Source organism: Variovorax sp. CF079 (assembly GCF_900101545.1).
Taxonomy (GTDB): domain Bacteria; phylum Pseudomonadota; class Gammaproteobacteria; order Burkholderiales; family Burkholderiaceae_C; genus Variovorax.
Genome location: NZ_FMZU01000006.1, coordinates 205,677 through 228,507, shown reverse-complemented (window position 1 = coordinate 228,507; position 22,831 = coordinate 205,677). Strand labels below are relative to the sequence as shown.

Here is a 22,831-nt window from a genome sequence, read left to right as displayed (position 1 = left end):
CTAGGAAGTCTTGAAATTGGCCTTCTTTAGTAGCGATTCGTACTGCTGCGACATCATGTAGTTCTGCACTTGGGCCATGAAGTCCATCGTGACAACCACGATGATCAGCAGAGAGGTGCCGCCAAAATAGAACGGCACGTTGTATTTCAGGATCAGGAACTCGGGCAGCAGGCAGACGAAGGTGATGTACACCGCGCCGGCCAGCGTCAGACGAACCAGGATCTTGTCGATATAGCGCGCGGTCTGGTCACCTGGGCGAATGCCTGGAATGAACGCACCGCTCTTCTTCAGGTTGTCGGCCGTCTCGCGGCTGTTGAACACGAGCGCCGTGTAGAAGAAGCAGAAGAACACGATCGCGGTGGCATAGAGCAGCACGTAGATCGGCTGCCCCGGCGTCAGCGCGCTCGCGATGTCCTTGATCCAGCGCATGCTCTCGCCGGTGCTGAACCAGCCCACGACCGTGGTCGGCAGCAGAATGATCGACGACGCGAAGATCGGCGGGATCACGCCGGCCATGTTCAGCTTCAGCGGCAGGTGCGAGGACTGACCGCCGTAGACCTTGTTGCCGACCTGGCGCCGCGCGTAGTTCACGAGGATCTTGCGCTGACCGCGTTCGACGAACACGACGAAGTAGGTCACCAGGATGACCACCGCGACGATGAACAGCGCGACGATCACGTTCATGGCGCCGGTGCGCACCAGTTCGAGCAATCCGCCGATCGCGCTCGGCAGGCCGGCCGCGATGCCCGCAAAGATCAGGATCGAAATCCCGTTGCCGAGGCCGCGCTCGGTGATCTGCTCGCCGAGCCACATCAGGAACATCGAGCCGGCCGTGAGGCTGACCATCGCCGTGATGCGGAAGCCGAAGCCGGGCGAAATCACGAGGCCTGCCGACGATTCCAGAGCGACCGCGATGCTGAAGGACTGGAACAGCGCCAGGCCCAGCGTGCCGTAGCGCGTGTACTGGGTGATCTTGCGCCGGCCGGCTTCGCCTTCCTTCTTCAATTGCTCGAAGGTCGGCACCACGTAGGTCATCAACTGCATGATGATCGACGCGGAGATGTACGGCATGATGCCCAGCGCGAACACGGTGAAGCGCGACAGCGCCCCGCCCGAGAACATGTTGAACAGGCTCAGGATGCCGCCCTGCTGGCCCTGGAACAGCTGCGCGAGTTGGTCCGGGTTGATGCCCGGCACCGGAATGTGAGCTCCGATGCGATAGACCACGAGCGCGAGCAGCAAAAAGACGAGCCGGCGACGCAGGTCGCCGAACTTGCCTGTTTTTGCGAGCGTTGCCGCGTTGGTTGCCACGAAGACTTCTTTCAGTCCGATCAGGCCACGCTGCCGCCGGCTGCTTCGATCGCAGCCTTGGCGCCGGCGCTCGCACCGATGCCGGTCAGCTTGACGGCCTTGGTGAGTTCACCCGACTTGATGACCTTGACGACCTTGGCGATCTGACCGACCAGGCCGGCTTGCTTGAGCGCCAGCACGTCGACTTCGGCCAGGCCGAGCTTCTCGAGCGAGGTCAGCGTTACTTCGGCGTTGTACTTGAGCAGCTGCGACTTGAAGCCGCGCTTGGGCAGGCGACGCTGCAGCGGCATCTGGCCGCCTTCGAAGCCGACCTTGTGGAAACCGCCCGCACGCGACTTCTGACCCTTGTGACCGCGACCCGCGGTCTTGCCCAGGCCGGAGCCGATGCCGCGGCCAACACGGCGCTTGGCGTGCTTGGAGCCGTCAGCCGGCTTGATGCCATTGAGTTCCATATACGTCTCTCTCAGCGACTCTGTTTAGAGCACTTTGACCAGATAACTGATCTTGTTGATCATGCCGCGCACCGCGGGCGTGTCCTGCAGCTCGCTCACGCTGTTGAGCTTGCGCAGGCCGAGGCCACGCACGGTGGCGCGATGCGATTCCTTGGTGCCGATCGGGCTCTTGACCAATTGCACCTTGAGGGTTTGTTGTTGCGTCGTCATGTCGATACTCCCGTTCAGGCGAAGAGTTGTTCGACGGTCAGGCCGCGCTTGGCAGCGACTTCGGACGCCGTCGTCGAATTCTTCAGGCCGTCCAGCGTGGCACGGACCATGTTGTAGGGGTTCGAGGAACCATGGCTCTTGGCCACGATGTCGGTGATGCCCATGACTTCGAACACGGCGCGCATCGGGCCGCCGGCGATGATGCCGGTACCCTTCGGGGCCGGGATCATGACCACCGAGGCAGCGCCCCAATGGCCCGTCACGCGGTGATGCAGCGTGCCGTTCTTGATCGAGATCTTCGCGAGGTTGCGACGCGCTTCTTCCATCGCCTTCTGCACGGCGGCCGGCACTTCCTTCGACTTGCCCTTGCCCATGCCGACGCGGCCGTCGCCGTCACCCACCACGGTGAGTGCCGCGAAACCGAGGATACGACCGCCCTTCACCACCTTGGTGACGCGGTTGATCGCGATCATCTTCTCGCGCAGACCGTCTTCGGGGCCTTCGCTCTGCGTTCTTGCCTGAATCTTTGCCATTTTGAATCTCGTGTCCGGTTAGAACTGCAGGCCGGCTTCGCGAGCCGCATCGGCCAGCGCCTTGACGCGGCCGTGGTAGGCGAAACCTGCGCGGTCGAAAGCGACCTTCTCGATGCCGGCGGCCTTCGCCTTTTCAGCGATGCGCTTGCCGACCACGGTGGCCGCAGCGGCGTTGCCGCCCTTGCCGGAACCACCCAGCGAGGTACGCACTTCGGCTTCGGCCGTCGATGCAGTGGCAATCACCTTGGTGCCGTCGTCGGAGATGACGGTGGCGTAGATGTGCAGATTGGTGCGGTTCACCGTCAGGCGCGCCACGCCTTGCGTCGCAATGCGGATGCGGGTCTGGCGCGAACGGCGAAGACGCTGTGCTTTTTTGGTCAACATCATTTTGCTGCCCCTTACTTCTTCTTGGTCTCTTTGATCACGATCTTCTCGTCCGCATAGCGGATGCCCTTGCCCTTGTAAGGCTCGGGCGGACGAATCGCGCGGATCTCAGCGGCCACTTGGCCGACGCGTTGGCGGTCGGCGCCCTTGATCACGATTTCGGTCGGCGTCGCCGTCGCCACCGTGATGCCTTGCGGCATGTCGATGTTGACCGGATGCGAGTAACCGACTTGCAGGTTCAGCTTGGCGCCCTGCGCCTGGGCCTTGTAGCCCACGCCGATCAGGCTCAGCTTCTTCTCGAAGCCCTTGGTCACACCGACCACCATGTTGTTCACCAGCTGGCGAACCGTGCCGCTCATCGCGTTGGCTTCACGCGATTCGTTGGCGGGTTCGAAGCTCAGCTTGCCGTCCTTGCTGACGACATTGACCAGCGCGTTCAACGCCAGGTTGAGCGTGCCGCCCGTGCCCTTGACGCTGATCTGGTCTTCCTTGATCGACACATCCACGCCTGCGGGGATGGCGACCGGCATTTTTCCTACTCGGGACATTTCAGTTTCTCCTCGATGTCTCGTTTAGGCGACGTAGCACAGCACTTCGCCACCGACACCGGTAGCGCGGGCCTTGCGGTCGGTCATCACGCCCTTGGGGGTCGTGACGATGGCAACGCCGAGGCCGTTCTGGACTTGCGGAATTGCGGCGCTGGCCTTGTAGACGCGCAGGCCGGGACGGCTCACGCGCTCGATGCGCTCGATGACCGGGCGGCCAGCGTAGTACTTCAGTGCAATTTCGAGTTCGGTCTTGCCGGCTTCGGTCTTGACCTGGAAGCCGTCGATGTAGCCCTCGTCCTTCAGCACCTGTGCGATCGCGATCTTCACCTTGGAAGACGGGACCGACACGGTGGGCTTCGCCACCATCTGCGCGTTGCGGATACGCGTCAGCAGGTCGGCAATGGGATCACTCATGCTCATATTGTTTGCTCCTGCCTGGCTTACCAGCTGGCCTTGGTGACACCGGGGATGTCGCCAGCGAAAGCCAGTTCACGGATCTTGGCGCGGGCCAGACCGAATTGGCGGAAGGTGCCGCGCGGGCGGCCGGTGATTTCGCAGCGGTTGCGCTGGCGCGTCGGGTTGGCGTTGCGCGGGAGCTTCTGCAGGCCCAGGCGGGCGGCTGCGCGCTCTTCGTCGCTCTTCTTCGCGTCGTTGGCGATCGCCTTCAGTTCCGCGTGCTTGGCGGCGTACTTTGCGACCAGTTTGTCGCGCTTGAGTTCGCGCTCGATCAAAGCTACTTTAGCCACAAATCACCTCAGTTCTTGAACGGGAAACGGAAGCCCGCGAGAAGCGCCTTGGCCTCTTCGTCGGTCTTGGCCGTCGTCGTGATGCTGATATTGAGACCGCGCAGGGCATCGACCTTGTCGTATTCGATCTCGGGGAAAATGATCTGCTCTTTCACGCCGATGTTGTAGTTGCCGCGGCCGTCGAACGCACGGCCGGAAATGCCGCGGAAGTCGCGCACGCGCGGCAGGGCCACGGTCACGAAACGGTCCAGGAACTCATACATCTGCACGCCGCGCAGCGTGACCATGCAGCCGATCGGCTGGTTCTCGCGAATCTTGAAGCCGGCGATCGCCTTCTTCGACTTGGTCACGACCGGCTTCTGGCCGGCGATCTTGGTCAGGTCGGCGACGGCGTTGTCGAGGACCTTCTTGTCGGCGACCGCTTCGCCCACACCCATGTTGAGCGTGATCTTGGTCAGACGCGGAACCTGCATCGGCGACTTGTAGCCGAACTTTTCGGTCAGGTCTTTCGCGACTTTTTCGCGATAGTGTTGTTGGAGACGTGCCATGTAAGTACCCCTTAGGCGGTCTTGATTTCGTCGCCGCTGGACTTGAAGACGCGCACGCGCTTGCCGTCCGTGACCTTGATGCCCACGCGATCGGCCTTGCCGGTCGCGGCATTGAAGATCGCCACGTTGGATTGGTGAATCGGCATGGCCTTCTCGACGATGCCACCGGTCGTGCCCTTGAGCGGGTTCGGCTTGGTGTGCTTCTTGACCAGATTGATGCCGTCGACGATCAGGTGCGAGTCGTCCTTGCGCAGCGACACCGTGCCGCGCTTGCCCTTGTCGCGCCCGGCCAACACGATGACCTGGTCGCCTTTGCGAATCTTGTTCATGGCGTTGTTGTCCTTACAGAACTTCGGGGGCCAGCGACACGATCTTCATGAACTTCTCGGTGCGCAGTTCGCGCGTGACCGGTCCGAAGATGCGGGTGCCGATGGGCTCCAGCTTGGCGTTGAGCAGAACGGCGGCATTGCCGTCGAACTTGACGAGCGAACCGTCGCTGCGACGGATGCCCTTGGCGGTACGGACCACCACTGCGCTGTAGATCTCGCCCTTCTTGACGCGACCACGCGGAGCGGCTTCCTTGATGCTGACCTTGATGACGTCGCCCACGCTGGCATAACGCCGCTTGGAGCCGCCGAGCACCTTGATACACAGGACGGATTTCGCGCCCGTGTTGTCGGCCACATCGAGCCGGGATTCAGTTTGGATCATGTCTAGTAGTTCCCAACTTGTACCGCTCATCTCCCCAGGATTTCCCTGCGAAGGCTCTGCGGTCAGTCTTGGGCCCGTCGTCCGCGCATCAAAACCACTTTGATGCGCCTCCGTTGGGCAGAAGCTTCGCCTTTTGAAAAGCGAAGCCCGCGATTGTTGCACGGCCTACGAGTACTGTCAACCGGCCAATCCGTGACGCCGCACAACACTCAGCGATTATTTTTAGATGTGAGCGCGCGCTTTCAAAAACTGCCTGCTTCTGCATTGCCGGGCACTGGCGAGCGGCGACAATTTCGGTCCGGCCGCTGCCGCGAGAGCGCTGGGCCATCGTTGAGTGTCACGGAACAAGTCATGAACATCGCAGTCACCTTCCTGCCCCGCCGGGAACCGACCCCTTTGCCGCCGATCGGATTCATCGGCGGCGGCAACATGGCCAGCGCCATCATCGGCGGGCTCATCAAGCGGGATGTCCCTGCAGAGACCTTCGAAGTGGTCGAACCTTTTGCCGAAGCCCGCGCACGGCTCCTGCACGACTTCGGCATCACCGCCCAACCCGAGGCCGGTGCCGCTCTCGCGCGTTGCGCCGTCGTGGTCTGGGCCGTCAAGCCGCAGAGCTTTGCGGAGGCCGCGCGACCGGTCCGCGCTCTGGCGAGCGAGGCGCTGCATCTCAGCGTCGCGGCGGGCATCCCCTCCGACAGCATCGCGCGCTGGCTGGCCACGGAGCGCGTGGTGCGTGCCATGCCCAATACGCCGGCCCTGGTCGGCCAGGGCATGACCGGCCTGTTCGCGCGCCCGGCGGTCGATGCCGCCGGCCGCAAGCTGGCCGAACAGGTGCTGGATGCCACCGGCGACCTGCTGTGGGTCGATGCCGAAGGCGCGCTCGATGCCGTGACCGCGGTCTCGGGCTCGGGCCCCGCTTATGTCTTCTATTTCATCGAGGCCATGACGGAGGCCGGCGTCGAGCTGGGCCTCTCGCCCGAGCAGGCGCATCGCCTCGCCGTGGGCACCTTCAGCGGCGCATCGGCCCTGGCCGGCAATGCGAGCGAGCCGCCCGCGGTGCTGCGCGAGCGCGTGACCTCCAAGGGCGGCACCACCTATGCAGCGATCAGCTCGCTCGAGAGCGCGGACGTCAAGGCGAAGTTCAAGGCCGCGATCCGCGCCGCACACCAGCGCGCCGGCGAACTCGCCAAGGAATTCGGCCGCGATTGAGGCAGCGCGGCTTCAGCGCAGCGCGTAGCCGGCCACGACACCGGCAAACACGGTGAAGCCCAGCCAGTGGTTGAGCCGGAAGGCCTTGAAGCAGCCGTCACGCGTGCGGTCGCGAATCAGCCGCCAATGCCACAGCGCCTGCGCCGCCGCGATGCCAATGGCGGCGAAGAAGGCGGGGCCCAGGGCCTCGCTCGCGCCGGCCGCGGCCCACACCGCCAGAAAGATCGCGTAGCTCGCCATCACGGCCGCAACATCGAAGCGGCCGAAGGTGATGGCCGAGGTCTTCATGCCGATCTTCAGGTCGTCGTCGCGATCAACCATCGCGTACTCGGTGTCGTAGGCCAGCACCCAGAACAGGTTGCCCGCCAGCAGCCACCACGCGAAAGCCGGCACGCTGGACTGCACGGCCGCGAAGGCCATCGGGATGCCGAAGCTGAATGCGATGCCCAGCACCGCCTGCGGAATCGACACGAAGCGCTTGGCATACGGATAGATCAGGGTCACAGCCAAGGCCGCGAACGACCACAGCACGGTGACGCGGTTGGTCGTGAGCACCAGCGCAAAGGCGGCCAGCGCGAGCACCGCCCCCACGGCGAGCGCCTCCTTGACCGAGATGGCTCCGCTGGTGACGGGCCGCTGGGCGGTGCGCTTGACATGGCGGTCGAAATCGCGATCGGCCACGTCGTTGACGCAGCAGCCGGCGCTGCGCATGAGGATGGTGCCCAGCACGAACACGGTGAGCAGGTGCCAGCCCGGCCAGCCTCCGGCGGCAAACCACAGGGCGCCGAGCGACGGCCACAGCAGCAGCAGCCAACCGGCGGGACGATTCCAGCGGATCAGGTCCAGGTAGAGCGAGAGGCGGCCGCGCGGCGCGGCAGCAGTGGATGCGGACATGGGCCGATTTTGCGTCACGCCAAATAGACGCCCTCGTTTGCCACACTAGAATCCGGCGGTTCGCGCGACGCGATCACCCTTTGCATCGAGCCCGGCCCAGCGCCAGGACCGCGCAAAAGGCACCCAACCCAGACATTTCCAGGCAGGGCACATCCGGTTTAGTCATCGCTTCGATGGCGAGCCGCGTGGCGCTTCGCGATCCGGTTCTTGCCCTGAAGGAAATCCATGTCTCTACGCCCACGCGCGCTGCGCCCACGCCTGCGCCATCTGCCCCTGACCGCTGCCGCGCTCGCCTTGCTGCATTGCACGGCGCAGGCCCAGAACAACACGCTGAAGGAAATCACGGTCAGCACGGAGCAGGACGCCGGGTACGCCCCGGCCGCCAGCAGCACCGCCACCAAGGGCAGCGCACCGCTGCGCGACATACCGCAAGCCGTCAACGTGCTGCCGGCGCAATTGCTGCGCGATCAAGGCGTCACCTCGATGCAGGATGCGTTGCGCAATGCGCCGGGCGTCTCCTTCAGCAGCGGCGACGGCCAGCGCGACCAAGTGGTCATCCGCGGCTTCACCGCCATCGCCGACTGGTTCGTGGATGGTGTGCGCGACGACGCGCTGTACTTCCGCGACCTGTCGGATACCGAGCGCATCGAGGTGCTCAAGGGGCCGGCCGCAGTGCTCTACGGCCGCGGGTCGTCGGGCGGCCTGATCAACCGCGTCACGAAGAAGCCGGTATTCGGAGAGTCCTTCGGCGAGGTGTCGCTCGGCCTGGGAAGCCACGACTTCAAGCGCGCGACCGCGGACCTCAACACGCCCATCGGCGAGAACATGGCGTTCCGACTCAACGTCGCCCGCGAGAAGTCGGGCAGCTACCGCGACCAGCAGTTCATCGACCGCTACAGCATCGCGCCCTCGCTCGCGATGAAGTTCAGCCCGCAGACCGACCTGCTGCTGCAATACACCAACGCCCACGACCAGCGACTGACGGATTTCGGCATCCCGGCGCTCAACGGCCGGCCGGTCGACGTGCCGATCGGCACCTACTACGGCTCCGCCCTGGCCAAGCGCGACGACACGAGCACCTCCAAGGTCCAGTCTTTCACCGGCACGCTGAACCATCGTTTCAGCGATGAACTGAACCTGCGCAACACGACGCGCTACTCCAGCTACCACCTGGATCGCTACAACACGCTGCCCAGCGGCACCACCGACCCCGTGCGCCTGACCGTGGGCCGCACCCGCGGCTTCGTCGATCGGGACGAGAGCGGCTGGTTCAACCAGACCGACTTGACGTGGCGCAACGACATCGGCGGCTTCAAGCAGGAATGGCTCGTCGGCACGGAGTTCGGCGTGCAGGACAAGCGCGCCTATTCCGTGTCCTCGGGCGTCGGTTTTCAGCGCGTCAGCATCTTCAATCCTGTCGCTGTTCCGCCACCCATCCCGCTCGCCAATTATCTGGCGACGAGCGCGATTCCCAGCAACTCCACCTTCAAAACCTCTGCGCTGTACGCGCAGAACCAGATCACGCTGGCGCCGCAATGGAAGGCGCTGGTCGGCGGGCGCTACGACGTGTTCGACCAGGAGACCTCGTTCGAGCGCAGTCTCCCGCCCCTGACGCGCACCGACAAGAAGTTCAGCCCGCGCGCCGGCCTGGTGTGGCAGCCCGGCGAGGCGCAGTCCTACTACCTGTCGTACAGCCGCTCCTTCCAGCCCTCGGCGGAAACCTTCGCGCTCTCGGCCAGCAACGCGGACAACGCACCCGAGATCACGGTCAACAAGGAGATCGGCGCCAAGCTGGACTTCCTGGACGGTGCGCTCAGCTTCACGGCCGCGGCCTTCAACCTGGAGCGCTCGGGCATCAAGAACAGCGATCCGGCCAATCCGGCGCGGCAGATCAACGTGGGCACGCAGCGCACCAACGGACTGGAACTCACGCTCGCCGGCAAGCTGCCGGGGCGCTGGGACGTGAGCGCGGGCTATGCCTACCTGGACGGGCGGATGGTCAAGTCGGTGGCCACCGTCAGTTCACTGCAACTGCCGGTCGGTGCACCCATCCCGGTCCAGGGCAAGGTCGCACCGCTCACGCCGCGGCACTCGGCCTTCGTCTGGCTCATGAAGGACCTGGGCCATGGCTTCAGCGCGGGCGGCGGCCTGAACTACGTGGCCGCGCGCTACGCCTCCCTGACCAACCTGGTGACCCTGCCAGGCTACATGACGGCCGACCTGGCGGGCAGCTACAAGACGGATCGCTACGAGTTGGCGCTGAACCTGAAGAACATCTTCGACAAGAAGCACTACATCTCGGCCCACGGCAGCGTCGACAACCTGATCATTCCGGGTCCGCCGCGCGAACTGCAGCTGACCCTGCGCGCCAAGTTCTGATCGGGGCGGATCAGTCCTCGAGCAGCGAACGCAGCATCCAGGCCGTCTGGTCGTGCACCGTGCAGCGCGCGGTGAGCATGTCGGCGGTCGGGTCGTCGCCGGCCTCCTCGGCCACCGGGATGAACTCGCGCGCGATGCGCGAAACGGTCTCGTGGCCCTTGACCAGGATGCGCACCATCTCCATCGCCTTCGGCGGATCTTTCGGCACGTCGGGCACGGTCGCGATCTTGCTGAACTCGGCATACGAGCCCGGCGCGTAATGACCCAGGGCGCGGATGCGCTCGGCAATGACGTCGGTCGAACCCCAGAGCTCCGTGTACTGCGCCATGAACATCGCATGCAGCGAGTTGAAGTGCGGGCCGGTCACGTTCCAGTGGAAATTGTGCGTGGTGAGGTAGAGCGTGTAGGTGTCGGCCAGCACGCGGCTCAGGCCTTCGGCGATGGCGGCGCGGTCCTGACGCTCGATGCCGATGTTGATGATCGGCGCATTGCGGCTGCCCGACTCCAGGGCCACCACGGCGCCGCCCTTCTTGGGCACTTTGCCAGTGGAGGCCGAGGGTGCAGCGGAGATCGGGGACTTGGATTTCTTCACGACTTTGGCCATTGCGCGAGTTCTTTCTTCAAGGTTGGATTGGCGGTCAGAAACTTTAGAAGCCAAGGGCGGGCTTCACAACAGCCAAACTCTATCGCAGCGATTGCCCTCGGCCGGGGTCGAACGCGCAGGCCGATGACAGCAAGTCCTACGAGAGTCGTTTGACGCCCGGCAGCTCGCAGGCGTAGATCGCGTTGCGCAGCGCCGCGATGGCCTCGTAGCGCGTGAAGCTGCGGCGCCAGGCCAGCACCACGCGGCGCGTCGGCTCGCCGCCCTGCTCGTCGCGCACGGGGAGGTAACGCACGATCTGCTCGGGCTCCTTGCCGCGGCCTTTGGCCTTGGACTTGAGCGCACCGTTCGGCACCGACAGGCGCGGCACCAGCGTCACGCCCATGCCGGCCGCCACCATGTGCTTGATGGTTTCGAGCGACGAGCCCTCGAAGCTCTTGCGGATGCCCTCGGCATTGCTTGAGAAGCGCGCGAACTCGGGGCAGACCTCGAGCACGTGGTCGCGAAAACAGTGGCCGGTGCCGAGCAGCAGCATGGTCTCCTTCTTGAGCTCGTCGGAGCTCACGGATTCGCGCTCCGCCAGCGGATGATGGACGGGCACGGCCGCCATGAAGGGCTCGTCGTAGAGCGCTGCCATCGCCAGGCCGGTGTCGGGAAAGGGCTCGGCCATGATCGCGCAGTCGATCTCGCCGGCGCGCAGCATCTCGAGCAGCTTGACGGTGAAGTTCTCCTGCAGCACCAGCGGCATCTGGGGGGTGCGCGCGATGTTCTGGCGCACCAGGTCGGGCAGCAGGTACGGGCCGATGGTGTAGATCACGCCCAGGTTGAGCGGCCCCGACAGCGGGTCCTTGCCGCGCTTGGCAATCTCCTTGATGCTCGCGGCCTGGTCGAGCACGCTCTGGGCCTGCTGCACGATCTGCTCGCCCAGCGGCGTGACCGTGACCTCGCCCGCGCTGCGCTCGAAAAGCTTGACCTCGAGTTCGTCTTCCAGCTTCTTGATCGCGACCGACAAGGTGGGCTGCGACACGTAGCAGGCCTCGGCCGCCTTGCCGAAATGCCGCTCACGCGCGACTGCAACGATGTATTTGAGTTCGGTGAGAGTCATAGCCTGCGTCAATTATGCGCAGACGCTGCGACCTCTGCCGAATTCAGGCTTTGAGGTACTCCGCCTTGCTGCCGAGCCAGCGGTCGACGTGCTTGATTGCGAGTTCCGGATGGCGGTCGAGCATGCGCGGCGCCAGCGCCCGCGCCCAATCGAGCAGCAACACATCGGTGCTCAGGTCGGCAAAGCGCAGGAGCGGCGCGCCCGACTGCCGCGCGCCGAGGAATTCGCCGGGCCCGCGGATCTCGAGGTCGCGCCGTGCGATCTCGAAGCCGTCGCTGGTTTCGGCCATCGCCTTGAGCCGCGCGCGCGCCGCCTCGCCGACCCGGCCGCCTTCGTTCGGCGCATAGAGCAGCACGCAGGCCGAAGCGGCCGCGCCACGTCCGACACGCCCGCGCAGCTGATGCAGCTGCGAAAGCCCGAAGCGCTCGGCATGCTCGATCACCATCAGCGAGGCATTGGGTACGTCGACGCCGACCTCGATCACCGTGGTGCTGACCAGCACCTGGAGCCGGTTGGCCGTGAAGCTCTCCATCACCGCCTGCTTCTCGGCTGTCGGCATGCGCGAGTGCAGCAGCCCCACGCTGACCCGCGCGCCGAGTGCGGCGGCCAGCTCGTCACGCGTTTCAGTCGCGTTGCGCAAATCGACCGCCTCGCTTTCTTCGATCAGCGGGCAGACCCAGTAGACCTGCCGCCCTTGCGCAAGCTGGGCGCGGATGCGATCGATGACCTCGTCGCGGCGGTGATCGGCCACCAGCTTGGTCACGATCGGCGTGCGGCCCGGCGGCAGCTCGTCGAGCGTGGAGACGTCGAGGTCGGCGTAGTAGCTCATCGCGAGCGTGCGCGGGATTGGGGTGGCACTCATCATCAGCAGGTGTGGTTCGAGGTCGCCGACGGCCTTGCCGCGCAGGGCCAGGCGCTGCGCAACGCCGAAGCGGTGCTGCTCGTCGATGATCGCCAGCGCGAGCTTGTCGAAGCGCACCTTCTCCGAGATCACCGCATGCGTGCCGATCACGAGCGCGGCCTCGCCGTTCTCGACCGCGGCCGACATCGCGTCGCGCTCCTTCTTCTTCTGGCTGCCGGTGAGCCAGGCGACACGCAGGCCGCGCTCGGCCAGCAAGGGGTCGAGCCAGCCGACCAGCTTGCCGAAGTGCTGCGCCGCGAGGATCTCGGTGGGCGCCATCAGTGCGCACTGGTAGCCGGCATCGATGCAGCGCGCGGCGGCCAGCGCCGCCACCACGGTCTTGCCGGAGCCCACGTCGCCCTGCAGCAGGCGGTGCATCGGGACGTCGCGAGCGAGGTCGTGCGTGATCTCCTCGCCGACCCGATGCTGTGCGCCGGTCAATGCAAAGGGCAGCGTGGCCAGCAGTTCCTTGTACAGCGAGTCACCGGAAGCCGCCGCCGAAAGCACCGGCGCGCGCTGCGCCGCGCGGGCCCGGCGCGCCTGCAGTTGCGAGAGCTGCTGCGCCAGCAGTTCGTCGGCCTTGAGCCGCTGCCAGGCGGGGTGGCTGTGGTCTTCCAGCGTGGCCATCGCCACGTCGGGCGCCGGGTAGTGGAGAAAGCTCAACGCCCGGCGCAGTTCCCATGCGCCCGACGGCGCGAGCGCCGGCGGAACGGTCTCGTCGAGCACTGCCCGCGCCAAGCCGGAGCGCACTTCGCGCCGCAGCACCGGCTGGGCCAGCCCCGCAATCGTCGAGTACACCGGCGTCAACGCCTGCGGCAGCTCCGTGCCCGCGGCCTTGACCGTCGGATGCATCATCTGCCGCCCGACGAAACCGCCGCGCACCTCACCGCGCACCCGCACCCGCGCGCCGACCGCGAGCTGCTTCTGCTGCGAGGGATAGAAGTTGAAGAAGCGCAGCTGGCAGGTGTCGCTGCCGTCGTCCACCGTCACGATCAGCTGACGGCGCGGCCTGAACACGACTTCGCAATCCTTCACCACGGCCTCGATCTGGGCCGTGTCGCCGTCGCGCGTGTCGGCCAGCCGCACGATGCGCGTCTCGTCCTCGTAGCGCATCGGCAGGTACAGCGCGAAATCGATGTCGCGCAGGAGCCCGAGCTTGCGCAGCGCGCGCTGCACCGGGCTCAGGCCCGCGCCGGGCGCTGGCGCCGGTGCTGCTGCGGGCTTTTCCGGTGGAGACGACTTGGCGGCGGCGGGCATGGGACAATTCTGCCCGGCTCTTCGCCGCCTCTTCCTCCGCCTCCTTGGCACGGGCCCGTCCGGCCCTCAAGCACCATGCGCGCCTTCACGCTTTCCGATTTCGATTTCGACCTGCCGCCCGAACTGGTGGCCCAGCATCCCGCCGCCGAGCGCAGCGCCTCGAGACTGCTCGACGGCACGGTCGATCCACCCATCGGCCGCATCTTCAAGGACCTGCCCTCGCAGTTGCGCGCCGGCGATCTGCTGGTCTTCAACGACACGCGCGTCGTCAAGGCGCGCCTCTTCGGCGAAAAACCCACCGGCGGCAAGCTCGAGCTGCTGGTGGAGCGCGTGCTGCAAGGCAACGAAGTCGTCGCGCACATGAAGGTCAGCAAGAAGCCGCCGGCCGGCACCGCGCTGGCGATGGCCGGCGAGTTCCGGGCGACGCTGCTCGGCCGCTGGCCCGACGAGAACGGCGCGCTGTTCCGCTTCCGCTTCGACAGCGCCGCCGGTGAAGACCCCTATGCGCTGATGGCCCGCTGCGGCCACGTGCCCTTGCCGCCGTACATCGAACACGCCGACTCGCAGGACGACGAGCGCCGCTACCAGACCGTGTTCGCACGCGTGCCGGGTGCGGTCGCCGCGCCGACCGCGGCGCTGCACTTCGACGAGGCGCTGCTGGCCGAGCTCGAGGCGCGCGGCGTGCAGCGCGTCAACGTCACGCTGCACGTCGGCGCCGGCACCTTTCAGCCGGTGAAGACCGAGAACATCGCCGATCACGCGATGCATGCAGAGCGCTACGAGGTGCCCGAGACGACGCAACGCGCCGTCGCCGAAACCAGGGCGCGCGGCGGCCGCATCGTCGCGGTCGGAACCACCACCGTGCGCACGCTCGAATCGTGGGCCAAGAGCGGCGAAGCGGCGGGCGACACGCGCATCTTCATCACGCCGGGCTTCGCCTTCGAACACGTCGACCTGCTGGTCACCAACTTCCACCTGCCAAAGAGCACGCTCATGATGCTGGTGAGCGCCTTCGCGGGCTACGAGCGCGTGATGGCGCTCTATGCCCACGCGATCCGCGAGCGCTACCGCTTCTTCAGCTACGGCGACGCGATGCTTCTTTCGAGACAACCATGCTGAACTTCGAACTCCTCGCCACCGACCCCGCGAGCCATGCGCGCCGCGGCACGCTCTCGCTGAACCACGGCGTGGTGCAGACGCCGATCTTCATGCCCGTGGGCACCTACGGCACCGTCAAGGGCGTGATGCCGCGCAGCCTCGAGGAGATGGGCGCCCAAATCATCCTCGGCAACACCTTCCATCTCTGGATGCGTCCCGGCCTGGACGTGATGGCGAGCTTCGGCGGCCTCCACCAGTTCGAGAAATGGGACAAGCCCATCCTCACCGACTCGGGCGGCTTCCAGGTCTGGTCGCTGGGTGCGATGCGCAAGATCAGCGAGGAGGGCGTGAAGTTCGCGTCGCCGGTCAACGGCGACAAACTCTTCCTCACGCCGGAGGTCTCGATGCAGATCCAGACCATTCTCAACAGCGACATCGTCATGCAGTTCGACGAGTGCACGCCCTACGACACCCAAGGCCACCTCACGACCGAGGCCGAGGCGCGCAGTTCTATGGAGCTCAGCCTGCGCTGGGCGCGCCGCTGCCAGGCGGAGTTCGCGCGGCTCGAGAACCCCAACGTGCTCTTCGGCATCGTGCAGGGCGGCATGTACGAGAACCTGCGCGAAGAGTCGCTGGCCCAGCTCGTCGAGATGGACTTTCCCGGCTACGCGATCGGCGGCGTGAGCGTCGGCGAACCCAAGGACGAGATGCTGCGCATCATGGCGCACACGCCGCACCGGCTGCCGGAGCACAAGCCGCGCTACCTGATGGGCGTGGGCACGCCGGAGGACCTGGTCGAGGGCGTGGCACAGGGCGTCGACATGTTCGACTGCGTGATGCCGACGCGCAATGCGCGCAACGGCACGCTGTTCACGCGCTTCGGCGACCTCAAGATGCGCAATGCGCGCCACAAGAGCGACCCGCAGCCGATCGATGCGAGCTGCAGCTGCCATGCCTGCGCCGGCGCTTCAGGCGTGTCGTGGAACGAAGGCGGCCGCGACGGCTTCAGCCGCGCCTACCTGCACCATCTCGACCGCTGCGGCGAGATGCTGGGCCCGATGCTCACGACCATCCACAACCTGCACTACTACCTAAACCTGATGCGCGAGATCCGCGCGGCGCTCGATGCCGGCGCCTACACGCAGTTCCGCGCGCAGTTCAAGGCCGACCGGGCCCGCGGCGTCTAGGAAGCGCCTACTTGGCGCCAGGCACCTTGATGGGCAGCGGCGTCGTGTAGGGCTCGATGCGCAGCAGCTCGTTCTTGAACAGCGCGACCTGCCGCAGCGGCGCCTGCACCAGCGCGCCGCCCGCATCCTTTTGCGACGCGTACTGCCACACCGTCAAGGGACTCTTGTCCGCCAGCAGCGCCGCGAAGCGCTGCACTTCCGGCGTGCTGCTGGCGCCGAGCTGAGCCGCCTCGATGCCGACCACGATGTCGTCGCGCGGCGAAACCACCTTGAAGAGACGGACGGTCGCCGGCTCCTGCGCATGGGTCACGAGGCTCGCCGCAGACAGCAAGGCCGCAGCGACCGACGCGACGTAAAGACCTGCGGCGGCATGGCGGCGAATGAGGTTCCTGAACATGATCGTGCTCTGAATCAAAGGCGTCGAGCGTAGCCAGAACCCGCTCGCGCGAGAACACGCCGGAAGCCATACGCCGCACGCGGGAGTGCCCGCGTCAGCGCTGCGGCAGCAGAGACCAGCGCCCTGAAAGCGAGGCCCCGGGCGCGAGGACAGTGCCGCCCACTTCGCCGAGCCCATGGCGGTCCCACAGGTTGAAAGCATCGGTGCACTGGCTCACCGGCTCGGCGCAGAAATGATCCGCGCCGCTCGGGCAGTACAGGACGAAGAAGTCGAGCGGCGCCTCGGCCGCCATCGCCAGCGCGCACGAAGCCGTCGGCCATTCGATGCGGGCCTCACGCAGCCATCCTGTGAAGTTGTTGTCCAGATCGAGCTCGGCCAGCTCCACGCCTTCGCGCAGCCGGGCCACCTCTTGCGTCGGCTCGAGCGCGACCGGCATCACCTCCGCATCGCCACGCCACATGGCGCCGGTGTTCGCCGACAGGCGTGTGCCCGCGTGATGGATGAAGTAGGGGTGATGGCCGATGCCGGCCGGCATCGGGGCGCTGTCGCGGTTGATCAGCGTGATGGTGCAACGCAGCCCCGTCGCATCGAGTTCGAACAGCTGCGAGGCTTCGAAGCGCCAGGGCCACTGGGCATCGGCCTCGACGCTCAGCACGAGCTCCGCGCGGATTGGCGAGGCCTCTGCCACCTGCCATGGCCGTTGCCAACCGATGCCGTGAAGCGGATGCCGGCCCGAGGGCCCCGCAGGATGGCCCGGCGCAATGGCGATGTCGCGCCCGCCGACATGCGCGCGGCCGTCGCGAAGGCGATTGCACCAGGGCAGGAGCGGAAAACTCGCCATGGCCAGGAGATGACGTGCGGCCAGCGCATCGGCCGTGGCCGGCCGCAACCAGTCGAAGCGCCGGCCGTCGCGCTCATCGTAGAGGGCTGCGATCGCGCCGCCGACCTCCGGCGCCAGCACCAGATGCAATGCGCCCGCCGCAAGATGCACCAGTTCGTCGTTGTCGTTCATGGGAGTGCGTGCCTTCGATCGTTGATGCGAACGCGGCATTCTCGGCCACCCGGGTGACACGCACCATCGTTGGCGTGGAGAATCGCAACTGGCACTTCGTTCCTGCACGGATCCTCCTCATGACGGCATCGCCCCCCTCCGCCCGCTATCCATCGCTCGCCGGCCGCAGCGTGTTCATCTCCGGCGGCGCCACCGGCATCGGCGAAAGCCTGGTGCGCGCCTTCCATGCGCAGGGCGCGCATGTGGGCTTCTGCGACATCGATGCGGCTGCGGGCTGCGCGCTTGCCGCCCGGTTGCAGGGCGAAAACGAGGTGCTGTTCCACGAGTGCGACGTGACCGACGTCGCAGCGCTTGGCGCAGCCATCGCCGCGGTGCGCGCGCGCTTCGGGCCGATCCGCGTGCTGCTCAACAATGCGGCCAACGACCGCCGCCACGAGATGGCCGACGTCACGAGCGAAGACTTCGATCGGCTGGTGGCGATCAACTTCAAGCACCAGTTCTTCGCCGCGCAGGCCGTGGCCGAGGACATGCGCGCGCAGGGCGGCGGGTCGATCATCAACTTCGGCTCGATCAGCTGGATGATCAAGGGCGCCGGCTACCCGGTCTACCAGGCCTGCAAGGCGGCCGCGCGCGGCCTCACGCGTTCGCTGGCGCGCGACCTCGGCAAGGCCAACATCCGCGTGAACTCGATCGTGCCGGGCTGGGTGATGACCGAGCGCCAGTTGAAGCTCTGGGTCAAGCCCGAATCCGAGGCCCAGATCGATGCCGCCCAGTGCCTGCCGGGCCGCGTGATGGCCGAGGACATCGCCAGCATGGCGCTCTTTCTCGCGGCCGACGATTCGAAGATGTGCACCGCGCAGGACTACGTGGTGGACGCAGGCTGGACCTGAGGCGGAATACCCGGCGCCGCCGCGGCAGCCGCACCGGTCCCGCAGGCGTGGCAGAAGCGCGAGAACGCGCTCTTGCGCGCTTCGCAGACGCCGCAGTGATCGAACAGGCCGATGCCGCAATGCGGGCAGAAATCGATCTCGGTGTTCTTCAGGTCCACCGGCCGTTCGCAGCCCGGGCACACACTCTTGGCGAGCCGCGCCAGCGCGGTGTCGTAGCTCAGCTCGTTGCGGCGCACCGTGTCGGGCTGCGCCTCGGCCAGCTTCTGGCGCGCGAGATAGCGGTTGAGCGCGATGATGGCGTAGCGCCCCACGAGCACGGTCACCACGATGCCGACCACGTAGCGCACATAGCCGCCATAGCTCGGCAGATAGGGCACGAGCTCGACGAAGAAGGCGAAGAGCGCGAAGTAGATGAAGCCCCACACGAAAGGCCAGTAGGTGCTCTTGCGCTTCTTCACGAAGAGCCAGCCGGCGATCAAGAGCAGCGGCAAGGTGAGCGCGAGCCGGTAGCCGAACACGCGCAGTTCGACGCGACGGTTTTCCGCCTCGAGCTTCTTGCGCGCTTCGTCTTCCAGCGGCGCGAGTTTCTGCTGCGCGCTCTGGCGCGCCTGCCGCGCATCGAGCGCGATCTGGCGCTGCGCGCCCACGGCCCTCTGGGCGTCGTCTTCCCTGGCCTTCAGCGTATCGAGCGCCTTGGTGCGCGCGATCAACTCGGTGTCCTGGTCGGGCTGCGCAGTGGCGCGCCGCGTCGCGAGCCAGTTGCCGAAGGTCTCGCGCGCCGCCCGGCTGGTCTGCTGGGCGGTCAGGAGCGCGAGCTCCGCCTGCTCGCGCTCGCGTGTCGACTCCTGCTCGGTGCGCTGCGCGTTGCGGATCGTGGCGCGAAGCGGCTCGGCCGCCGCCTTGTCGATGAAATCGTCGAGGGTCAGCGTGCGCTCGACCTGCGGCAGATCGCCGACGATCGTGCTGCCCAGCCCGACCAGAAAGCTCGCGAACACCAGCGCCACCACCCAGAGGCCGCGGCGAAACCACTTTTCGGACAAACGCAAGGACTTGCTCATCTCAATAGCTCCTGTTTCGATTCAAAGGTATCGCTGCCACAGCGCATTGCTCAGCCGTCCTTGAGGGTCTACCGCGCGCTTCACGGCCCGGAACGCATCAGCCTGAGGATAGGCGGCAGCAAATTGCGCCCGGGTCGCATGCAGCTGATAGGGCAGGTAATAGGTTCCGCCGCACTTCAGCGCAGCGTCGATCATGTCGCGGGTCCAGCGGCCGGCATCTTCCAAGGCTTGGGAGTCGGTGCGCTGCTTGTAGTACACGACGAATGAAAACACTTCCTCGCGTGCCCAAGCCAACATCGACACCTCGTCGGTCGGCGAATGCCGGATCGACACATTGAGCACTTTCGCCTGGTGCTTTCGGATGATCCGTGCCATCTCGGTTGCAAAGACGAGAAAGTGCTGCGTCGGAATGAAGTACTCCTGAAGCACGTAGGTGGTTGCTCGCCGGCTGGCTGGCTCCAGCGAACGAAGGTCCAGGCTCGCCTCGTAGTTCAGCCAGACCACCTCCGGTCTATCGAGCAACGCAGGGCGGATGTATTTGCGCTGCAGCGCATCGCCGTTCGGCAGCTCGGTCACTGCCCAGACCATGCCCTGTTCCAGCCGATAGCTCCGATCGCGCGGAACCAGTCGTGCGGCCACCGTCAGTGGCTTGTCCGAGCGACGCCAGCTCACGGCCGATGCCTCGTCGAAAAAGGGCGGGACCAAGTCAGCGTTGTGCAGGAGGAATCCGTTTGCGGCCCGCACTTCCCGCTCGAACCAGGCCGGATAGTCCCGCAGCGCCAGTGCCTCGACCGTGCGTTCGATCCGCACGTTGTCGTCCAGTGCAAGCTCGACCTCCGTGATCACGCCGACGGCGCCGTAGCCGCCGATGGCCGCGCGAAAAAGCTCCGGGTGCTTCTGACGATCGACCTCGACGATCTCGCCATCGGCCAGCACCAGCTGCAGCGCTCGCACAGAGTGCCCGATCGGCCCATGGCCCACATACCGGCCATGAGCGTTCACCGACACGGAGCCGCCGACGGTGAAGTTGGCATAGCTCTGCATGGTCTGCACCGAGAGTTGATGTGCGTCGATGTGATCCTGCAGGTCGCGCCAGCGCATGCCGGCCTCCACACGCACCGTCTTCGTGTCGGGGCGCAGCCAGACCAGCCGATTCATTTCACGCATGTCGATGTGCAGGCCACCTGCGACTGCAACCTGGCCGCCCATGGAATAGCGTCCGCCGCCTACAGCGATCAGGCCGGGCCACTCGAGAAGCGCGTTGCGAACTGCTTCGCGCGAGCGCGGAGTCACCACACGTTCGACTTTCACCGTGTAGAGCCGCGTCACGTTCTCGACGGGGTGCAGCGTTCCGCTATGGACCTCCGTGGGCGAGACCAGCAGCAGGCCGGCCCCCATCAGTGCGGCGGCGAGCAGGGTGCGGCGCGATACTAGGATGCCGCTTGCCGGGCTCATAGGCGCAGCACCACCGGCGCGGCGCCGAGCCCCGCCCGCGGCAGCCAGGCGAACACCGAATCGACCGTCACCGTTTCGATCCGATCGGAGAAGCGCTTCTCGTTGGGATGGTCGTCGAAGGCCACGTTGGCCGAACCCACGCGTCCGCCGAGTCGCGTGAGCGGCCCGAGCTTCAGCACGCCGGGCTCGTAGCCCTTGAACTGCAGCCAGGCCTGCGCCTGCTCGCGGGTGCGGATGGTGCCGGGCTCCATCGCCGCAGCCAGCGTCTCGATCGCCCATTGGTTCGACTGCTGGTACTTGTGACCCCAGACGTAGCTCACGATGCTGTAGGGCGCGGCGTGCAGCCGCGTGATGCGAGCGGGCGATTCGTTGAGCGCCGCCAGCACCTGCGCCTGCACGGCCGGCGCCGGGATCACCCAGGCGGCTTCATGGCGCCAGAGGTCATCGAGGAAGAATTCGCCCAGCCCTTGGCGATAGATGGCTGCCACCGCCGTGCCGCACTGGTTGAGCTTGTGGACCACGCGCCACGTTCCCGCCTCTGTCTTGTAGGCCAGGCCCAGATGCGAGTAGCGCAGGCCGTACTTGCTCAGGTCTTGCCCCGCACGCGCCAGCAGCACGACCCGCGCACCGCTTGCATCGAGCCCTTGTGCCGTGCGCTCGGCGAGCTGCATACCCTTCATGACCGCCGCCGCGCCGGGCTTCTGCTGCTCACAGGAACGACCGGCGTGCGCGTTGAGCGGAAACAGGAAGAGCCCCGCCAGCACCACGGCCGCCGCCGCCGCAAACACCTGAAGAATGGCCCGGAGCATTCGGCGCGGGCGGGAAACCTGGGCCCGGTACTCGATCTCGTAGGGGCCGAAGTTGGTGGGCGCGCGCCTCATGACAGCCTCTCGTTGTAGAGCAGCGCGCGGCCGACCGCGTTGGGCACGAAGGCCAGCACCTCGCCGGCCGCCGACAGCACGATGCCCGAGCCGATCACGCTGACCGTGACCATCGTGCCGACAATGACCGAGGCACCGTGGGCCGCGCGGCCCAGTACCTTGACGCTGGCCCGGGCGCCATCGGAGGCACGTTCGAGCAGGTAGACGGTACCGTCGACCGATGCCTCTACCGCCACCACCGTAAGCACCGAGCCGCCCACCGACAGCGCCGCGGGCAAGGCCACCGAGGCACTCGCCGCGCTGCCGGCCACCGAGGCGACGCCGACGACCGAGGCCAGCGGCAGCATCGAGAGCGCTGCCGAGGCTTCGCTCTGTGCATGAGCGTGAAGCGGGGCGGCAACACCCGCCATCGCGGCGCAAGCCGCCATCAGTACCGTGACGAAGGACTTCTTCATGATGTGCTTTCGAAAGATGAGGTGTATGGAGTGCTTCATTCGCCCTGGCCGGCTTCGGCGCGGGCTTCGCGGCGGCCTTGGAGGCGCGCCTCGGCGAGATCGGTTTCATGGCGGTCGCGCAGGGTCTTGGCGAGCGTGAAGGCCGAGCTGATCAGGAACAGCCAGCTCACGCCGAGAAAGGCCTTGTAGGTCTCGCTGATCTCCATCCGCAGCAGGCCCCAGCCGGTCAGGCCCATCGCGGTGAAGAAGCCGCCCCAGACGACCAGCTTCCACATCGGCGTGTCGCCGGCACCGGGCGTCGTGCCGCGCTGGTTGTCACGCACGAACTTCGCCAGCACGAAGGCGGCCGAGAGGCAGAACACGTAGCCCATCACCATGAACGCGCGGTCCAGCGCCTGCCCCGGCAGCCAGCCGAGCCCGGTCGCGCAGAGGAACACGGCCATCCCGAAGGAGATCCAGACCTGGACTTGCCAGGCACGGGTGTCGCGTTGGATGGAAACGGTGGAAGAGAAGGGTTGCATGAATGCCTCGCGGCGTAGTGAAGGTGCGCGAATGATGGTTCGCACTTCCTCAGCGAGGCGCAAATTACTGCACCAGTGGCACCTTGCG

At 66.2% G+C, this 22,831-nt stretch carries 27 protein-coding genes; 5 read left to right on the top strand and 22 right to left on the bottom strand.

Going from position 1 to position 22,831, the window contains the following annotated elements:
* Genes secY through rplN form a run of 11 tightly spaced genes read right to left on the bottom strand, consistent with a single transcriptional unit; the run spans window position 1 to window position 5,443 of the window.
* Window positions 1-1,311, bottom strand: a complete 1,311-nt coding sequence (gene secY, locus BLS74_RS10290; RefSeq protein WP_093105292.1) for a preprotein translocase subunit SecY — start codon at window positions 1,309-1,311, stop codon at window positions 1-3.
* 20 nt (window positions 1,312-1,331) lie between these two features.
* Window positions 1,332-1,763: a 50S ribosomal protein L15 gene (rplO, locus tag BLS74_RS10285; protein ID WP_093105289.1), complete on the bottom strand. Its 432-nt coding sequence runs from the start codon at window positions 1,761-1,763 to the stop codon at window positions 1,332-1,334.
* 24 nt (window positions 1,764-1,787) lie between these two features.
* Window positions 1,788-1,973, bottom strand: a complete 186-nt coding sequence (gene rpmD, locus BLS74_RS10280; RefSeq protein ID WP_009124818.1) for a 50S ribosomal protein L30 — start codon at window positions 1,971-1,973, stop codon at window positions 1,788-1,790.
* Between the two features lie 14 nt (window positions 1,974-1,987).
* Window positions 1,988-2,506, bottom strand: coding sequence for a 30S ribosomal protein S5 (gene rpsE, locus BLS74_RS10275; protein ID WP_093105288.1), 519 nt, complete (start codon window positions 2,504-2,506; stop codon window positions 1,988-1,990).
* Window positions 2,507-2,524: 18 nt separating this feature from the next.
* Window positions 2,525-2,890, bottom strand: a complete 366-nt coding sequence (rplR, locus tag BLS74_RS10270) for a 50S ribosomal protein L18 (protein ID WP_093105479.1) — start codon at window positions 2,888-2,890, stop codon at window positions 2,525-2,527.
* 14 nt (window positions 2,891-2,904) lie between these two features.
* Window positions 2,905-3,438 (bottom strand): 50S ribosomal protein L6, encoded by a 534-nt coding sequence (gene rplF / locus BLS74_RS10265; protein ID WP_093105285.1) that lies wholly within the window; start codon window positions 3,436-3,438, stop codon window positions 2,905-2,907.
* A 24-nt stretch (window positions 3,439-3,462) separates the two neighbouring features.
* Window positions 3,463-3,858: a 30S ribosomal protein S8 gene (gene rpsH / locus BLS74_RS10260; protein ID WP_093105283.1), complete on the bottom strand. Its 396-nt coding sequence runs from the start codon at window positions 3,856-3,858 to the stop codon at window positions 3,463-3,465.
* A gap of 20 nt (window positions 3,859-3,878) precedes the next feature.
* Window positions 3,879-4,184: a 30S ribosomal protein S14 gene (gene rpsN, locus BLS74_RS10255; protein ID WP_093105280.1), complete on the bottom strand. Its 306-nt coding sequence runs from the start codon at window positions 4,182-4,184 to the stop codon at window positions 3,879-3,881.
* Between the two features lie 8 nt (window positions 4,185-4,192).
* A complete protein-coding gene (gene rplE / locus BLS74_RS10250) occupies window positions 4,193-4,732 on the bottom strand; it encodes a 50S ribosomal protein L5 (RefSeq protein ID WP_093105278.1) in 540 nt (179 codons plus the stop codon).
* 11 nt (window positions 4,733-4,743) lie between these two features.
* Window positions 4,744-5,061 carry a 50S ribosomal protein L24 gene (gene rplX / locus BLS74_RS10245; protein ID WP_093105275.1) on the bottom strand — a complete coding sequence of 106 codons (318 nt, stop codon included), beginning with the start codon at window positions 5,059-5,061 and terminating at the stop codon, window positions 4,744-4,746.
* A gap of 13 nt (window positions 5,062-5,074) precedes the next feature.
* Window positions 5,075-5,443 carry a 50S ribosomal protein L14 gene (gene rplN / locus BLS74_RS10240; protein WP_093105273.1) on the bottom strand — a complete coding sequence of 123 codons (369 nt, stop codon included), beginning with the start codon at window positions 5,441-5,443 and terminating at the stop codon, window positions 5,075-5,077.
* A gap of 351 nt (window positions 5,444-5,794) precedes the next feature.
* On the opposite strand from rplN, the gene proC reads away from it, so the two are divergent.
* Entirely contained in the window at window positions 5,795-6,652 is an 858-nt protein-coding gene (gene proC, locus BLS74_RS10235) for a pyrroline-5-carboxylate reductase (RefSeq protein WP_093105270.1), read from the top strand.
* A gap of 12 nt (window positions 6,653-6,664) precedes the next feature.
* Here the strand turns inward: proC and ubiA are convergent, their stop codons facing one another.
* On the bottom strand, window positions 6,665-7,546 hold the full coding sequence (ubiA, locus tag BLS74_RS10230) for a 4-hydroxybenzoate octaprenyltransferase (protein WP_093105268.1): 882 nt from the start codon (window positions 7,544-7,546) through the stop codon (window positions 6,665-6,667).
* Between the two features lie 225 nt (window positions 7,547-7,771).
* Between ubiA and BLS74_RS10225 the strand changes: the two genes are divergently transcribed.
* Entirely contained in the window at window positions 7,772-9,925 is a 2,154-nt protein-coding gene (locus tag BLS74_RS10225; protein ID WP_093105266.1) for a TonB-dependent receptor, read from the top strand.
* A 10-nt stretch (window positions 9,926-9,935) separates the two neighbouring features.
* On the opposite strand, the gene BLS74_RS10220 is transcribed toward BLS74_RS10225, so the two are convergent.
* The 3 genes from BLS74_RS10220 to recG form a co-directional block, all read right to left on the bottom strand.
* A complete protein-coding gene (locus BLS74_RS10220) occupies window positions 9,936-10,529 on the bottom strand; it encodes a Dps family protein (RefSeq protein ID WP_093105263.1) in 594 nt (197 codons plus the stop codon).
* Between the two features lie 136 nt (window positions 10,530-10,665).
* Entirely contained in the window at window positions 10,666-11,631 is a 966-nt protein-coding gene (locus BLS74_RS10215; protein WP_093105260.1) for a LysR substrate-binding domain-containing protein, read from the bottom strand.
* A 43-nt stretch (window positions 11,632-11,674) separates the two neighbouring features.
* Complete coding sequence (gene recG, locus BLS74_RS10210; RefSeq protein WP_093105257.1) at window positions 11,675-13,789, bottom strand: ATP-dependent DNA helicase RecG; 2,115 nt, start codon at window positions 13,787-13,789, stop codon at window positions 11,675-11,677.
* A gap of 75 nt (window positions 13,790-13,864) precedes the next feature.
* Between recG and queA the strand changes: the two genes are divergently transcribed.
* Window positions 13,865-14,908, top strand: coding sequence for a tRNA preQ1(34) S-adenosylmethionine ribosyltransferase-isomerase QueA (gene queA / locus BLS74_RS10205; RefSeq protein WP_093105254.1), 1,044 nt, complete (start codon window positions 13,865-13,867; stop codon window positions 14,906-14,908).
* Complete coding sequence (gene tgt, locus BLS74_RS10200; RefSeq protein WP_093105251.1) at window positions 14,902-16,074, top strand: tRNA guanosine(34) transglycosylase Tgt; 1,173 nt, start codon at window positions 14,902-14,904, stop codon at window positions 16,072-16,074. Before queA ends, tgt begins: the two co-directional genes overlap by 7 nt.
* A 7-nt stretch (window positions 16,075-16,081) precedes the next feature.
* Here the strand turns inward: tgt and BLS74_RS10195 are convergent, their stop codons facing one another.
* Both BLS74_RS10195 and BLS74_RS10190 read right to left on the bottom strand, forming a co-directional pair.
* Window positions 16,082-16,471, bottom strand: a complete 390-nt coding sequence (locus tag BLS74_RS10195) for a hypothetical protein (protein WP_093105476.1) — start codon at window positions 16,469-16,471, stop codon at window positions 16,082-16,084.
* Window positions 16,472-16,565: 94 nt separating this feature from the next.
* On the bottom strand, window positions 16,566-17,483 hold the full coding sequence (locus tag BLS74_RS10190; RefSeq protein WP_093105248.1) for an aldose 1-epimerase: 918 nt from the start codon (window positions 17,481-17,483) through the stop codon (window positions 16,566-16,568).
* A 119-nt stretch (window positions 17,484-17,602) separates the two neighbouring features.
* Here BLS74_RS10190 and BLS74_RS10185 point away from each other — a divergent pair, with 119 nt between their 5' ends.
* Window positions 17,603-18,373: an SDR family NAD(P)-dependent oxidoreductase gene (locus BLS74_RS10185; protein WP_093105473.1), complete on the top strand. Its 771-nt coding sequence runs from the start codon at window positions 17,603-17,605 to the stop codon at window positions 18,371-18,373.
* Here the strand turns inward: BLS74_RS10185 and BLS74_RS10180 are convergent.
* The 5 genes from BLS74_RS10180 to BLS74_RS10160 form a co-directional block, all read right to left on the bottom strand.
* The gene (locus BLS74_RS10180) at window positions 18,346-19,431 is read right to left on the bottom strand and encodes a serine endopeptidase (protein WP_093105245.1); all 1,086 of its coding nucleotides are present in this window, start codon (window positions 19,429-19,431) and stop codon (window positions 18,346-18,348) included. The two genes, BLS74_RS10185 and BLS74_RS10180, sit on opposite strands and share 28 nt — an antisense overlap.
* Before the next feature lie 21 nt (window positions 19,432-19,452).
* Window positions 19,453-20,886 carry an FAD-binding oxidoreductase gene (locus tag BLS74_RS10175; protein WP_244503822.1) on the bottom strand — a complete coding sequence of 478 codons (1,434 nt, stop codon included), beginning with the start codon at window positions 20,884-20,886 and terminating at the stop codon, window positions 19,453-19,455.
* Window positions 20,883-21,695: a DUF2145 domain-containing protein gene (locus BLS74_RS10170; protein WP_093105470.1), complete on the bottom strand. Its 813-nt coding sequence runs from the start codon at window positions 21,693-21,695 to the stop codon at window positions 20,883-20,885. The genes BLS74_RS10175 and BLS74_RS10170 overlap by 4 nt, the downstream gene beginning before the upstream one ends.
* Before the next feature lie 68 nt (window positions 21,696-21,763).
* Window positions 21,764-22,222 carry a hypothetical protein gene (locus BLS74_RS10165; protein ID WP_139191664.1) on the bottom strand — a complete coding sequence of 153 codons (459 nt, stop codon included), beginning with the start codon at window positions 22,220-22,222 and terminating at the stop codon, window positions 21,764-21,766.
* Between the two features lie 35 nt (window positions 22,223-22,257).
* A complete protein-coding gene (locus tag BLS74_RS10160) occupies window positions 22,258-22,743 on the bottom strand; it encodes a YiaA/YiaB family inner membrane protein (RefSeq protein WP_093105236.1) in 486 nt (161 codons plus the stop codon).
* Between the last annotated feature and the right edge of the window lie 88 nt (window positions 22,744-22,831).

Bases quoted from the DNA above. Each gene is read 5' to 3' on its own strand.
- BLS74_RS10165 (WP_139191664.1), bottom strand. From the start codon at position 22,222: ATGAAGAAGTCCTTCGTCACGGTACTGATGGCGGCTTGCGCCGCGATG.
- rplX (WP_093105275.1), bottom strand. From the start codon at position 5,061: ATGAACAAGATTCGCAAAGGCGACCAGGTCATCGTGTTGGCCGGGCGC.
- BLS74_RS10195 (WP_093105476.1), bottom strand. From the start codon at position 16,471: ATGTTCAGGAACCTCATTCGCCGCCATGCCGCCGCAGGTCTTTACGTC.
- rplN (WP_093105273.1), bottom strand. From the start codon at position 5,443: ATGATCCAAACTGAATCCCGGCTCGATGTGGCCGACAACACGGGCGCG.
- BLS74_RS10215 (WP_093105260.1), bottom strand. From the start codon at position 11,631: ATGACTCTCACCGAACTCAAATACATCGTTGCAGTCGCGCGTGAGCGG.
- BLS74_RS10225 (WP_093105266.1), top strand. From the start codon at position 7,772: ATGTCTCTACGCCCACGCGCGCTGCGCCCACGCCTGCGCCATCTGCCC.
- ubiA (WP_093105268.1), bottom strand. From the start codon at position 7,546: ATGTCCGCATCCACTGCTGCCGCGCCGCGCGGCCGCCTCTCGCTCTAC.
- rpsE (WP_093105288.1), bottom strand. From the start codon at position 2,506: ATGGCAAAGATTCAGGCAAGAACGCAGAGCGAAGGCCCCGAAGACGGT.
- BLS74_RS10175 (WP_244503822.1), bottom strand. From the start codon at position 20,886: ATGAGCCCGGCAAGCGGCATCCTAGTATCGCGCCGCACCCTGCTCGCC.
- proC (WP_093105270.1), top strand. From the start codon at position 5,795: ATGAACATCGCAGTCACCTTCCTGCCCCGCCGGGAACCGACCCCTTTG.
- rpmD (WP_009124818.1), bottom strand. From the start codon at position 1,973: ATGACGACGCAACAACAAACCCTCAAGGTGCAATTGGTCAAGAGCCCG.
- BLS74_RS10180 (WP_093105245.1), bottom strand. From the start codon at position 19,431: ATGAGCAAGTCCTTGCGTTTGTCCGAAAAGTGGTTTCGCCGCGGCCTC.
- BLS74_RS10220 (WP_093105263.1), bottom strand. From the start codon at position 10,529: ATGGCCAAAGTCGTGAAGAAATCCAAGTCCCCGATCTCCGCTGCACCC.
- BLS74_RS10185 (WP_093105473.1), top strand. From the start codon at position 17,603: ATGACGGCATCGCCCCCCTCCGCCCGCTATCCATCGCTCGCCGGCCGC.
- queA (WP_093105254.1), top strand. From the start codon at position 13,865: ATGCGCGCCTTCACGCTTTCCGATTTCGATTTCGACCTGCCGCCCGAA.
- recG (WP_093105257.1), bottom strand. From the start codon at position 13,789: ATGCCCGCCGCCGCCAAGTCGTCTCCACCGGAAAAGCCCGCAGCAGCA.
- rplO (WP_093105289.1), bottom strand. From the start codon at position 1,763: ATGGAACTCAATGGCATCAAGCCGGCTGACGGCTCCAAGCACGCCAAG.
- rplF (WP_093105285.1), bottom strand. From the start codon at position 3,438: ATGTCCCGAGTAGGAAAAATGCCGGTCGCCATCCCCGCAGGCGTGGAT.
- rplR (WP_093105479.1), bottom strand. From the start codon at position 2,890: ATGTTGACCAAAAAAGCACAGCGTCTTCGCCGTTCGCGCCAGACCCGC.
- BLS74_RS10190 (WP_093105248.1), bottom strand. From the start codon at position 17,483: ATGAACGACAACGACGAACTGGTGCATCTTGCGGCGGGCGCATTGCAT.
- BLS74_RS10170 (WP_093105470.1), bottom strand. From the start codon at position 21,695: ATGCTCCGGGCCATTCTTCAGGTGTTTGCGGCGGCGGCGGCCGTGGTG.
- BLS74_RS10160 (WP_093105236.1), bottom strand. From the start codon at position 22,743: ATGCAACCCTTCTCTTCCACCGTTTCCATCCAACGCGACACCCGTGCC.
- tgt (WP_093105251.1), top strand. From the start codon at position 14,902: ATGCTGAACTTCGAACTCCTCGCCACCGACCCCGCGAGCCATGCGCGC.
- rpsH (WP_093105283.1), bottom strand. From the start codon at position 3,858: ATGAGCATGAGTGATCCCATTGCCGACCTGCTGACGCGTATCCGCAAC.
- rplE (WP_093105278.1), bottom strand. From the start codon at position 4,732: ATGGCACGTCTCCAACAACACTATCGCGAAAAAGTCGCGAAAGACCTG.